Here is a 12,688-nt window from a genome sequence, read left to right on the forward strand (position 1 = left end):
TCACTGAACCGTCTAACGCGCAGTCACGACATTTCCGTCGCGGTTGTTTTCGATAATCGCTTTGTCGTCATGGCTGTGGCCCGCAAGCCGCACTCAGCCGGCCTGTTTCAGCACGTCCTCGAGGCCCTGTTCGCGGACTTTTCGATAAAGCGTGGAGCGTCCGATGCCGAGGCGTCGGGCGATCTCGGACATGTGGCCGGCATAGACCTCGATGGCGTGCTGGATCAGGTCGCGCTCGATGTCTTCCAGCGTGCGCAGGTGGCCCTTGTCGTCGATGATGCGCACCGGCGCGTCGGGCAGGGCCAGGTCGGACAGGGCATGCTCGGCGCGGGGCGCGTCAGGCGCGGCGTCCGCCTCCGGCATGGGCGCGGCGACGCCGGAAATGGCGGGGAAGTCGTGCGGCTGCAGCCACGGGCCGTCGGCCAGGACGATGGCGCGGTACACTGCGTTTTCCAGCTGACGCACGTTGCCGGGCCACTCGAAGGCGGTCAGCAGGGCCAGGGTGTCGGGCGCGGCGCCGGCCACCCGCTTGCCTTCCTCGGCGTTGAAGCGAGCGATGAAGTGGTCGATCAGGGCCGGGATGTCCTCGCGCCGGGCGCGCAGGGCGGGGGCCTCGATGGGGAAGACGTTGAGGCGATAGAACAGGTCTTCCCTGAACATGCCGGCCTTCACATGGGCCTCCGGGTCGCGGTTGGTGGCCGAGACGATGCGCACGTCCACCTTGACCGGGCGCTTGGCGCCCACCGGGTCGATCTCGCTTTCCTGCAGCGCGCGCAGCAGCTTGACCTGCATGTCCAGCGGCAGTTCGCCGATCTCGTCCAGGAACAGGGTGCCGCCGTCGGCCTCGCGGAACTTGCCCAGGGTCTTGTCCACCGCGCCGGTGAAGGCGCCCTTCTCGTGGCCGAACAGGATGGATTCGATCAGGTTGGCCGGCAGGGCGCCGCAGTTCACCGCCACGAAGGGCTTGCCGGCGCGGTCGCTGGCGCCGTGCAGGGCGCGGGCGATGACTTCCTTGCCGACGCCGCTTTCGCCGGTGATCAGGACGGGAATGTTGGATTTCGCCGCGCGGGCGCCCAGCGACTTGACCATGCGCATGGGGGCGCTGTCGCCCACCAGATCGTCGAAGGAGGTGCGGCCCGAGACCTGACGCTTCACCCGGCCCACCTCGGCGACCAGATCGCCCATCTGCAGGGCGTTGCGGATGGAGATGAGGATGCGTTCGGGGCTGGCGGGCTTGACGAAGAAGTCCTGGGCGCCGGCCTGCATGGCCTTGACCACGGTGTCGATGCCGCCGGATGCCGTCAGGATGATCACCGGGGCGCGCACGCCCGCGGTGCGCATCTCGGCCAGGGTCTCCATGCCCGACAGGCCGGGCATGACCATGTCCAGCAGGACCACGTCGGCGCCGCCGCCCTTGGTCATGCGGTCGATGGCCTCGCCGCCGTTTTCGGCGTGGACGACGTTGTAGCCTTCGCGGTCCAGAACCGCCTGCACCAGCCTGCGCTGGGTCGGGTCGTCATCGACGACCAGCACCGTCTTGGCCATGGGAGCCACCCTTCATCATCAACCGCACGGCCGGTCCTCATTGATCGGGACTGGCTCGTTTCGGGACGGTTTTAGGCCGAAGGGGGTGAAGATCGGGTTTAAGCGGGGCAGTCCGTGTTCGGCGTCAGGGGGACACGCGTATCCCCGACGCTCAGGTCCGGCAGGGGCGAGGGCGCAAACGTCAGCCCCTCCCGCAGCAGGTCACGCGCGTCGTGCCCGCGTGGAGCGCAGAGGTTGACGTTGTAGCCGCCGATCTCGCGCCAGCCGTCGTCGGCTTGCTGATAGACCGCCAGCCGATGCGCGTTGGCCACGAGCCATTCTATCTGTCCGTCGCCGTCCAGATCGCTGGCGGCGGCGAGGCAGTCGCCCTCGTTCCGGCACGTTGCTCGCAGGTCGCCTGGAGCCGCGGTCAGGAAGCCGTCGGGCACAGAGTCGGAGCCGGGCACGACGTCGATCGTCCGCTCCGGCTCCGGCTGATCGACCATGTAGCGGTTCTCCGCCGCTTTCGCCTCACCGGCCCGGCGGGCGATTTCGGGATTGTCGGAGGCGACCAGACGATCCAGCGCCTGCAAGCCCGAACGGCCCGCGTCGAAGCGCAGGAAGGCGTAGTCGAACGCCTCGGCCGACACCCGGCCGGTCTCGAGCCGGCGCATCTGGTCGGCGACAGAGAGGCGGGCCGGGTCGGCGAGGGGGGTGAACAGGGCCAGGATGGCGGCGACGGCGACCACGCCGCCGATGACGTTGGTGCGCTCCAGCGGGCGCATCCACGGGCCCGGCTTCACGGCGGCGAAGGCGTAGCCCACGGCGTGGACGGCGCCCACCAGCACGCAGGCGGCGGCGATGATGCGTTCGGGCGTCAGGCCGTGCTGGCCGATGCGCAGGGCTATGCCCCACAACGCCAGGCCGATCAGGGGAACCAGCAGTATCCCCGCGATCCGCGCCGCCCACCGCAGCACCACATTGGGCGCGCTGCCAGGCTCGCCGTCCTGATAGGCGGCGTTGATGAGGATGATCAGGGCCGCCGCCGCCGACAGCATCAGGCTCGTGCCATAGCCCTCGTCCCACAACCGGCCGACGCCCGCGAAGGGCAGGACCAGAATGAAGGCGGCGGTGATCAGCGCCATCACCGGCATCAGCCAGGACAGCAGCATCAGGGCCACGGTCCGCACGCCCCGGATCAGGCCGTCCTTCACATCGGTCAGGTGGACGGCGGCGGAAAAGGCCAGGGTGGTGACGGGGATGGAGAACCATTCCTGACCCAGCAGCTCGCGCAGGAAATCCAGCCCGATGACGCTGAACAGCCCGGCGCCCAGGAACAGGAGCAGCCAGAAGGCGCCGGTGAAGGCGACCGACAGGGCCAACTGCACCCCCGCCTTCCACGCCGTGTCGAAATAGGCGGGATAAGGCGCGAGCCACCGCCGCGCCCGGTCGGCGGGCAGGATCAGGTGGTGCGCGATGAACAGCATGACCGCCGAGGCCGCGAAGACGACGGGCGAGGCCAGGGGCTCGTTGAGGCCATTGGGCCGCACGCCCCAGATCACGCTCCACCAGCCCATGAGCGCCAGAAGCGCCGCCGCCGTCAAACCCCAGATCACGAGGGTCCGAAGCCGCATCCGGCCGACGGCGCCCAGCAGGACGACGGGCAGCCAGGCGAAGATCAGCACCAGCGGCGCGAACAGGCCGGGGACGGTGGCGGGCCACGACCGGTGTTCAATCGCGAGATAGAGCCCCAGCAGGGCCGCGCCCTGAATCAGGCCGATGGCCAGACGGATCCAGCCCAGGCGCCGGTGGTCCGGCTCGCGGTCCGCGGTCTCGTTGGCGCCGAAGATGGTCATGACGTCGTCCTCGTCTTTCGGGCGCATGTGGCCTGAAATCGGATCGAAGCGGAAGGGGATTGACGCGAACGCGGTTGCGCCGCGCCGTCCGCGACCCCACACCTTGAGCCATGAACGCCCCCTTCAAGCCCGATGTGGCCCCGAACGAAGCCCCCCTCTGGGACCTGTCAGACCTCTACGCCTCGCCTGCGGACGATCGGGTGGCGGCGGATCTGGAGGCCGGCCGCAAGGCGGTGGCCGAGCTGAACGCGCTGGAAGGCCAGCTTGAGGCCGCGCGGGCTGATGCGGCGACGCTGGGCCAGCGGCTCGACAAGGCGATCACGGCCTATGAACAGGCGTCCAACCATCTGGGCGCGCTGGGGGCCTACGCCTTTCTGGCCGCGTCCACCAACCGCGAGGACGGCGCCGCGCAGGGGTTCGAGGCGGACATCCGCCAGAAGGTGACCACCATCGCCGCCGAGACCCTGTGGCTGACGCTGGAGATCAACCGTCTGGAGGAGGCCGAGATCGAGGCGGCGCTGAGCGCCCACGAAGGCGCCGCGCGCTGGCGGCCGTGGCTGCGCCGGGTGCGGGCCAACAAGCCCCACGAGCTGTCGCCCGAGCTGGAGCGGTTCATCGCCGAGCGCATGCCCGCCGCCATGCAGTGGCCGCGCCTGTTCGACGAGACCCTGGCCGCCCTGCGGGTGAAGGCCGGCAAGGACGAACTGACCCTTGCCGAGGCGCTGAACCGGCTGTCTGATCCCAAGGCGGACCGGCGCAAGGCGGCGGCCGAGGGGCTGAACGACGCCCTGGCCGCGAAGGCGTCCACCATGTCGCTGGTGCTGAACACCGTGGCCCAGGAAAAGGCGCTGGAGGACCGCTGGCGCAAATTCTCGTACCCGGCCCAGTCCAAGCATCTGATGAACGAGGTGGACGGCGAGGCGGTGGACGCCATGGCCGATGCGGTGGCCGAGGCCTATCCGCGCCTGTCGCACCGCTATTATGCGCTGAAGGCCAAGGCCATGGGCCTGAAGCAGCTGAACCAGTGGGACCGAAACGCGCCCATCGAGACCACCGCCCCGCGCGGCTTCGACTGGGGTCAGGGGCGGGCCATGGTGCTGGACAGCTTCAATGATCTGGGCGCCGAGTTCGGCGACCGGGCCAAGGCCTTCTTCGATAATCCGTGGATCGACGGGCGGGCGCGGGCGGGCAAGCAGTCCGGCGCCTATGCGCACCCGGTGACGGCGGACCGGCACCCCTATGTGTTCCTGAACTGGATGGGCGAGCGGCGCGACGTGCTGACCCTGGCCCACGAACTGGGCCACGGGGTGCACCAGACCTTGGCGGCGGATCAGGGCACCCTTCTGGCCGACACGCCCCTGACCCTGGCCGAGACGGCGTCCATCTTCGCCGAGGGCCTGACATTCGATCGGCTGCTGGCCACGGCGCCGGAGACGGAAAAGCGCGGCCTGCTGGCCGGGCGCATCGAGGACGGGCTGAACACCGTGGTGCGCCAGATCGCCTTCCACCGCTTCGAGACGCGCTTCCACGACGAGCGGGCGCAGGGCGAGGTGTCTGTCGCCCGCATCGGCGAGATCTGGATGGAGGAGATGGGCGCCAGCCTGGGCCCGGCGGTCAAGCTCAACGATGGATACGAGCACTGGTGGGCCTATGTGAGCCACTTCGTGCACTCGCCCTTCTATGTTTACGCCTATGCGTTCGGGGACCTGCTGGTGGCCGCCCTGATGGAGAAGCGGCGCGAGGATCCGGACGGCTTCGCGCCGCTGTACCGCGAGTTGCTGGCCGGGGGCGGGACAAAGACCTACGTCGAGGCGCTCAAGCCCTTCGGCCTGAACCCGCGCGACCCGGCGTTCTGGGCCGTGGGCTGCCGGCGGCTGGAGCGTCTGATCGACGAGTTCGAGGCGGTGGCGTGACGACACACCGCGCTTGAGCCGCGCGCCGCCCTCGGTATAAGGGCCTCCAGATTCTCGTTTGCCTTCGAAAGATCATCGCATGGCCGCCGACACGCACGAAGCCGATCACGACGCCGAAGCCTATCTGAAGGGCTCGCAGGAAATCAGCGAGCAGGTGGCCACCTGGCATCTGTTCAACTTCCTGACCAAGTGGGGCTCGCTGGCCGTTGCGGTGGCTGTGCTGTTCTTCACCATGTGGTTCATGCCTAACGGCGGCTTCTTCCCCGCCCTGATCGCCGCGGTGGTGCTGGCCGTCGCCGGCTGGTGGTTCCTGCGCAGCAAGCCTGCTGATCACTAACAGTTTTTCTGGCCGGCCCGACCTTTACGGGCCTTTCTGAAACGTCCTACGGTCCACTGCTCTGAAACAACAGGCAGGGGGATTCGCTTGGCCGTCGCCATAGCCGTGACGCGCGAACGCCGTGAAGGCGAACCGCGCACCGCCGCAACACCGGATACGGTGAAGAAGCTGACCGCGCTCGGCGCCTCGGTGCTGGTCGAGGCCGGCGCCGGTCTGGGCTCGTCCATTCCCGACGCCGACTATGAGGCCGCAGGCGCCAAGGTCTCCAAGGACTCCGGCGCGGTGTTGTCCAAGGCGGACATCCTGCTGAAGGTGCGCGGCCCCACGGCGCAGGAAATCAGCGCGCTCAAGCCCGGCGCCATCGTGGTGGCCCTGCTGGACGCGTACCGCGAGAAAGACACGGTTCAGGCGCTGGCCAAGGCGAACGTCACCGCCTTCGCCATGGAGTTCGTGCCCCGGATCAGCCGGGCCCAGGTGATGGACGCCCTGTCGTCCCAGGCCAATCTGGCCGGATACCGGGCGGTGATCGAGGCGGCCCACACATACGGCCGCGCCTTTCCCATGATGATGACGGCGGCGGGCACGGTCGCGCCGGCCAAGGTGTTCGTCATGGGCGCGGGCGTGGCGGGGCTGCAGGCCATCGCCACGGCGCGGCGTCTGGGCGCGGTGGTCAGCGCCACCGACGTTCGCCCCGCCGCCAAGGAGCAGGTGGAGAGCCTGGGCGCCAAATTCGTGGCGGTGGAGGACGAGGAGTTCAAGGCCGCCGAGACCGCGGGCGGCTACGCCAAACAGATGTCGGCGGAGTATCAGGCCAAGCAGGCCGAGCTGACCGCCACCCACATCACCAAACAGGACGTGGTCATCACCACCGCCCTGATCCCCGGCCGCCCTGCGCCCCGGCTGATCTCGGCCGCCCATGTGGCCTCCATGAAGCCCGGTTCGGTGCTGGTGGACCTGGCGGTGGAGGCGGGCGGCAATGTGGAGGGCTCCAAGCCCGGCGAGGTTGTGAAGACCGCGGGCGGCGTCAGCATCGTCGGCTGGTCCAACCTGCCCGGCCGCATCGCGGCGGACGCCTCGTCGCTCTATGCCAAGAACCTTCTGGCCTTCACCGGACTGCTGGTGAAGGACGAGGTGCTGGCCCTGGACCTGGAGGACGAGATCCTCAAGGCCGCCGTCGTCACCCACGGCGGGGCCGTGGTGCATGAGGGGGTGAAGGGGTGAAGAGGTTTTGGACGCTTCTTGAGGTCGTGATCTATGGACTCGTCCTGTTGCTGTTCCTCGACAACCTCTGGACGCCCCTGCTGGAGGCTTATCCAACGCCGAGCCTCAAAGGGCTTCTGGAGCAACAGCAAGCGGGCCTGCTGACCGGCGCTGCTTTCGGTCTTTTGATCGCCAGCCTCGCCTATCGTTTTTCCCGCCCAGCCAGGAAGGTCGAGCGCACGGTCAACCGCTGGCAGGAACCCACGGGGCCGGGACCGGAAGCCTCGCCCATGGACGCGATCCGATTCTTTCCGGGCCATACGCTCGTTTGCGCCTTGCTTGTGGTCGCTGCGCTCGTGGCGTTCTGGATGCACCCCGGCGCTGCCATGTTGCTTCTTGTCGGCGCGCTCATGGCGGCGGTCACGCTCGCCCGCCGGCTGGGACTGGAACCCCAGGACGACCCGGCCGCGCCGCATAATCAACAGAGGACTCGATAGATGGAACACGTCGATCCCACCGTCTTCCGCCTGGCCATCTTCGTGCTGGCGATCTTCGTCGGCTACTATGTGGTCTGGAGCGTGACGCCGGCGCTGCATACGCCGCTGATGGCGGTCACCAACGCCATTTCCTCGGTCATCATCGTGGGCGGGCTGATCGCCGCGGCGGCCGTGTCGGAGGCGTCCGGCGTCAATGGCTGGATCGCCAAGGGCGCCGGCGTGGCGGCCGTGACACTGGCCAGCGTCAACATCTTCGGCGGCTTCATGGTCACACGGCGCATGCTGGCCATGTACCGGAAGAAGGAAAAGAAGGCTTGACCGGCGACGCGGCCCAGGTGGCCGCGACGGGCTCGTGGGTCGCCACGGGTCTGGGCGTCGGCCTGTGGATCTATGGCTGGCTGGGTCAGAAGAATCCCATCGCCAAGATGCGGTTTCACGACGCCGGCATGGTGCTGGTGTTCTCGTCCATCATCGTGCGGGTGCTGATCCAGGAGCGGGCCATGACGTGGTTCGACTGGCTGCTGGTGGTGGTGGCGCCTTTGTTCATCGCCGCCGCCCTGTGGCGGCTGAAGCGAACCGGTCAGATGACGAATTCGGAGGATCAATGAGAGTTGCGTTGTTCATCACGGTGCTGGCCATCGCCGGCGCAGCCCAGGCCCAGAGCACCCGCCAGACCGGCGAGGGCTATGAAGGCGCGCACTTCGCCGTGGCCGCTCCGGGCGGCGCCAGCTGGACCCTGAACTGCGGGTTCCCGTCGCACCAGATTCCGGGCACGGGGCCGGTGAACCGCTTTGATCTGGACGGCGAGGGCCGCGCGGCCGGACGTTTGCCCACCTACCGGGCGTGGTGCAGCCTGACCAAGACGGGCGGCGAGGGGCCGGTGGGCTTCGCCCTGGTCAAGGACGGAACGCCCACCGCCGCCGGAACCAACGACCCCGCCGAACCGGCGCGGGTGGAAATCTACTGAGACGAATGAGGGGGACGCCGTCATGAACGCATCCATCGCAGCCCTGGCCTATCTGGCGGCCGGCGTCCTGTTCATCCTGTCCCTGCGCGGGCTGTCGAGCCCGGAGACCAGCCGCCGGGGCAACACCTTCGGCATGGTGGGCATGGGGCTGGCCATCGGCGTGACCCTGCTGACCCTGTGGGGGACGCAGGCGCTGGACGGGCTGACGCTGGCGCTGATCGCGGGCGGCGTCGTGGTCGGCGGCGGGCTGGGCGCGGTGATCGCCCGGCGTGTGCCCATGACCTCCATGCCGCAGCTGGTGGCGGCGTTCCACAGCCTGGTGGGCATGGCCGCCTGTCTGGTGGCGGTGGGTGCGGTCTATGCGCCCGTGGCCTTCGGCATCGACGACGGGGCGGGGGGCATCAAGACCCTGTCCATCATCGAGCTGGGGCTGGGCCTGGCCATCGGCGCCATCACCTTCACCGGCTCGGTGATCGCCTTCGCCAAGCTGAACGGCAACATGTCGGGCGCGCCGATCCTGCTGCCCGCGCGGCACCTGATCAACATCGGGCTGGCGGCGGGGCTGGTGGTCCTGATCGGCGTGCTGATCGCCACGGGCGGCACGGCGGTGTGGGCCTTCTGGGGCGTGTTCGTGATCGCGCTGATCCTGGGCGCGACCCTGATCATCCCCATCGGCGGGGCGGACATGCCGGTGGTTGTGTCCATGCTGAACAGCTACTCCGGCTGGGCGGCGGCGGCGCTGGGCTTCACGCTGGAAAACATCGCCCTGATCATCACCGGCGCCCTGGTGGGCAGCTCCGGCGCGATCCTCAGTTACATCATGTGCAAGGGCATGAACCGCAGCTTCATCAGCGTCATCCTGGGCGGCTTCGGCGGTGATACGGCGGCGGCCGGCGCCGGCCATGTGGAGACGCGACCGGTCAAGCAGGGCTCGGCCGACGACGCGGCCTTCATCATGAAGAACGCGTCCAAGGTCATCATCGTGCCCGGCTACGGCATGGCCGTGGCCCAGGCCCAGCACGCCCTGCGCGAAATGGCCGACAAGCTGAAGGAGGAGGGCGTGGAGGTGAAATACGCCATCCACCCCGTGGCCGGCCGCATGCCGGGGCACATGAACGTGCTGCTGGCCGAGGCCAACGTGCCCTATGACGAGGTGTTCGAGCTGGAGGACATCAACAGCGAGTTCTCGAGCTGCGACGTGGCCTTCGTCATCGGCGCCAACGACGTGACCAACCCGGCCGCCAAGACCGATCCGGCCAGCCCCATCTTCGGCATGCCCATCCTGGACGTGGAGAAGGCCGGCACGGTGCTGTTCGTCAAGCGCGGCATGTCGGCGGGCTACGCCGGGGTCGAGAACGAGCTGTTCTTCCGCGACAACACCATGATGCTGTTCGCCGACGCCAAGAAGATGGTGGAAGGGATCGTGAAGGGGCTGTGACCCCCCGGTCACGCGTTTGATCGCATAACCGTGCTATCGCCTCCGTTCGGGAGGGGGCGACGTGCTTCAGGACTGGCTGAAACTGAGCGACGCCGAGTGGGCGGTGTGGACGCGTGCGCCGTCGGCTGACGTGGTGTGGGCGTTCGGGGTGCTCGCGGCGGTGATCGTGGCCGGGCTGGCGTTGTTCGCCTGGGGCGCGTCGAGGAGGCGATGGAAACCGGTGCTGGCCGGGCTGGTGCTGACGGTTCCGGCCGCCATGCTGACGGCGGTGTTCCTGGAGACGGCGGTCGAGGCGCGAGGCGCTCATGCCTGGTGCGCGGTCGAGGGGCGCGCGGCGGCGGCGGGGCGAAGCGCCTGTACGGGCGGGGACGGCGAGCCGGTCACCCTGGCGCGGGTCATCCCCCAAGATGACGGCTTTCCGCGCATCCAATACTACTGGACGGCCAGCGGGCTTTGCGAGGCGCGGGTCGACCATCGGTGCCGCGCAGCGGCCAGTCCGGCGGATCGCGTGCCGACGCCGGGCATGGCGAGGGTGGGGCACGCCGAGCCGGGGGCCTGACCGGGGTCGAGGCCGAGGCGCGCGCCGTGGGTTTCGGTGCTGTGAAGCGCCCTGGACACCGAAGGGCAATCGACTGGGTTGACCGTCGCGCCCAAGAGCAATGACGGGCGTAAAACTGCGCAGTCCTGTTCTGTAGCGCGACTTTGGCCTTTTCCTACCCGCCTGACGTGAATAGCGTAGCTTTCATCGGTGAGGCGGAGGGCCGTGAGGGCTCTTCTCAGGCGGTCGGCGACTCTCCGTGCTGATGGGGGATACGATGCCGTGGCATGAGACAAACACCTCGATGGTGATCGAGGAAGGCGAAGTCCGTCGGTATGTGAGCACCGTTGACGATGACCCATATATCGCCATCTGGCTGGAGCCCCCCCTTCACGTGTACGGCGGCCCGCCACCGTATCCGCCGGCCACGCCGTCGGGCCCTTATCCGTCACTGACCAACTACGGTTCCCTGGAACTGGTCACCAGCAATCAAACGCTTTCCTTTCTGATCGCATTCAGGCCGATGCCCGCATCATCTGAGGGCACGGTGATCCATAATGCCGGTCTGATGCGCATCGAAGCACAGGACGGGGGCGCCATTGGAATCAGCGGCACGAACTATCACTCATTCCGCTTCGAGAATCTCGGCGAGTTAATTGTCAGAGCAGAGGGCGACGCGACGGGATTCAGGAGTCTCAGCGGGGACATTGTGAATCATGGCCTGATCGACGTTCAAGGCGATCTCACCGCCGGGATCAGCACCCTGATGAGCTCCACCATACACAATACGGGGGACATCCTCGTCGCCGGTTCCCACACCAGCGTTGCGGTCGCGCTCAACTATGGCGACAGCAGCCTGTACAATTCGGGAGTGATCCGGGCTGAAAAGCTGGATGGCAGCCCAAATGCCATGGCTATCGCAATGGCTCCCCTCAGCGGCGTCACCTCCATCGTCAACGAAGGGGAGATTACTGGTTATTTCGCCATCAAAAGTGCGGGTAAAAGCGACAAGGCGATCCTGGATATTCTTAACCGGGGGCAGATGAATGGGGATGTCGTACTTGAGGGCGAGACAATCGACACCCCAATCAACGAGGGTGTCATTGATGGCTTCGTGTACATGGACGCTGGCGACGACACATATGATGGTCAACTCGGCGAGATATCGGGACAGGTCGACGGCGGCGCGGGTGACGACGTCCTCCTTGGCGGGGCGGGCTCGGAAACGTTTTACGGCGGTGACGGAAATGACCATCTCGACGGCGGGGCCGCGGCCAACCTGATTTACGGAGGCAACGGAAACGACACCCTGATCAGCGGCGCCGGTGACGAGCTGCTCCACGGCGGCTCTCACCTGGATCTTGCAAGTTACGAAAACAGTCTTTCAGGGGTGACCGTCGATCTGCGGGTTTCGGTCGCTCAGAATACTGGCGGGGGTGGTCTCGATACCCTGTTGTCTGTCGAAAATCTGCGGGGTAGCGAGTTCAACGACGTCCTGCGAGGCAAAGCCTACTTTGCTGAAAATCCCGCCGTGCTGTTCAAACCGGAAACCTTGCGGAACAATTCCTTCAGCGACGCGGTCGATGTCTCCAACCTGTTCGGGATCGTGGAAAACCTGGACATCGAAAACTCGACCACGATCCCGCATGTATCGATTTCGGCGGAAACGAGCGGCAAGTCAGAGTATTTTCGCTTCGTTGTAAACGAGGCGGGAGCGGTCGGTGTTTTCGATATCGACCGTGTATTTGGAGGAGCTGACCTAAACCTCACGATTTACGACGCTGAGGGCAACGCTGTCACTCAGAACGATAACTGGATTGTCGACCCAGGTAGCTCCGCGTCACGGGATCCGTTCATAGAACACACGTTTTCCCAGCCAGGTGTTTACTACGTGGTTGTCAACACTGGTTACCCGCTCGGATTGATAACCGGGACAAAGTATACGCTTCAGATTTCGCTTTCAGACGCTCCCATCGTGTCGGATGAGCTGCGCGGTTCGCGTCTAGAGGGCGGCGGCGGTGATGACACCGTTATCGGCGATATTGGAGACGACGTTCTGGATGGCGGAACCGGCAACGACACCCTGATCGGCGGCTTGGGCGACGACATCATGATGGGCGGGGCCGGCGCCGACACCTATCATGTGGACAGCGCCGATGACGTGGTCATCGAGCGCGGCGGCGAGGGCTACGACCTGGTCCATTCCACCGTCAGCTTCGACCTGAACGGACAGTCCATCGAGGCCGCCACGCTGCTGGGCGACCGCAACGTGAACCTGATCGGCAATGCGGCCCACAATATCCTCACCGGCAACAGCGGCGCCAACGTCATCAACGGGGGCGGCGGCATCGACACCATGGCCGGCGGCGCGGGCGACGACATCTACCATGTGGACCATGCCCGGGACGTGGTCATCGA

Annotated in this window: 12 protein-coding genes; 10 read left to right on the plus strand and 2 right to left on the minus strand. The window is 66.9% G+C overall.

Translation table 11 applies throughout. The annotated features are described in order from the left end of the window. Positions 1-93 precede the first annotated feature (93 nt). A complete protein-coding gene (locus ACI8U3_RS11885; protein ID WP_415015088.1) occupies positions 94-1,545 on the minus strand; it encodes a sigma-54-dependent transcriptional regulator in 1,452 nt (483 codons plus the stop codon). 98 nt (positions 1,546-1,643) lie between these two features. Then, entirely contained in the window at positions 1,644-3,407 is a 1,764-nt protein-coding gene (locus ACI8U3_RS11890; RefSeq protein ID WP_415015089.1) for a DUF4153 domain-containing protein, read from the minus strand. A gap of 83 nt (positions 3,408-3,490) precedes the next feature. Between ACI8U3_RS11890 and ACI8U3_RS11895 the strand changes: the two genes are divergently transcribed. The 10 genes from ACI8U3_RS11895 to ACI8U3_RS11940 all read left to right on the plus strand — a co-directional run. Beyond that, the gene (locus ACI8U3_RS11895; RefSeq protein WP_415015090.1) at positions 3,491-5,293 is read left to right on the plus strand and encodes a M3 family oligoendopeptidase; all 1,803 of its coding nucleotides are present in this window, start codon (positions 3,491-3,493) and stop codon (positions 5,291-5,293) included. A 79-nt stretch (positions 5,294-5,372) separates the two neighbouring features. Further along, a complete protein-coding gene (locus ACI8U3_RS11900) occupies positions 5,373-5,630 on the plus strand; it encodes an aa3-type cytochrome c oxidase subunit IV (RefSeq protein WP_415015091.1) in 258 nt (85 codons plus the stop codon). 87 nt (positions 5,631-5,717) lie between these two features. Further along, a complete protein-coding gene (locus ACI8U3_RS11905; RefSeq protein WP_415015092.1) occupies positions 5,718-6,851 on the plus strand; it encodes a Re/Si-specific NAD(P)(+) transhydrogenase subunit alpha in 1,134 nt (377 codons plus the stop codon). Positions 6,852-6,898: 47 nt separating this feature from the next. Continuing rightward, a complete protein-coding gene (locus ACI8U3_RS11910; protein WP_415015093.1) occupies positions 6,899-7,327 on the plus strand; it encodes a hypothetical protein in 429 nt (142 codons plus the stop codon). Next, positions 7,328-7,645: an NAD(P) transhydrogenase subunit alpha gene (locus ACI8U3_RS11915; protein WP_021698104.1), complete on the plus strand. Its 318-nt coding sequence runs from the start codon at positions 7,328-7,330 to the stop codon at positions 7,643-7,645. It begins immediately after the preceding gene. Further along, the gene (locus ACI8U3_RS11920) at positions 7,642-7,935 is read left to right on the plus strand and encodes a hypothetical protein (RefSeq protein WP_415015094.1); all 294 of its coding nucleotides are present in this window, start codon (positions 7,642-7,644) and stop codon (positions 7,933-7,935) included. Before ACI8U3_RS11915 ends, ACI8U3_RS11920 begins: the two co-directional genes overlap by 4 nt. Continuing rightward, complete coding sequence (locus ACI8U3_RS11925; RefSeq protein WP_415015095.1) at positions 7,932-8,294, plus strand: hypothetical protein; 363 nt, start codon at positions 7,932-7,934, stop codon at positions 8,292-8,294. Before ACI8U3_RS11920 ends, ACI8U3_RS11925 begins: the two co-directional genes overlap by 4 nt. A 22-nt stretch (positions 8,295-8,316) precedes the next feature. Next, on the plus strand, positions 8,317-9,732 hold the full coding sequence (locus ACI8U3_RS11930) for an NAD(P)(+) transhydrogenase (Re/Si-specific) subunit beta (RefSeq protein WP_415015096.1): 1,416 nt from the start codon (positions 8,317-8,319) through the stop codon (positions 9,730-9,732). A 61-nt stretch (positions 9,733-9,793) separates the two neighbouring features. Beyond that, positions 9,794-10,291, plus strand: a complete 498-nt coding sequence (locus tag ACI8U3_RS11935) for a hypothetical protein (RefSeq protein WP_415015097.1) — start codon at positions 9,794-9,796, stop codon at positions 10,289-10,291. Positions 10,292-10,574: 283 nt separating this feature from the next. Next, positions 10,575-12,688, plus strand: a 2,114-nt coding sequence (locus tag ACI8U3_RS11940; RefSeq protein WP_415015098.1) for a calcium-binding protein, incomplete at its 3' end; no start/stop codon positions are given.

The sequence above is a fragment of the Brevundimonas sp. genome, from assembly GCF_047617075.1.
GTDB lineage: Bacteria > Pseudomonadota > Alphaproteobacteria > Caulobacterales > Caulobacteraceae > Brevundimonas.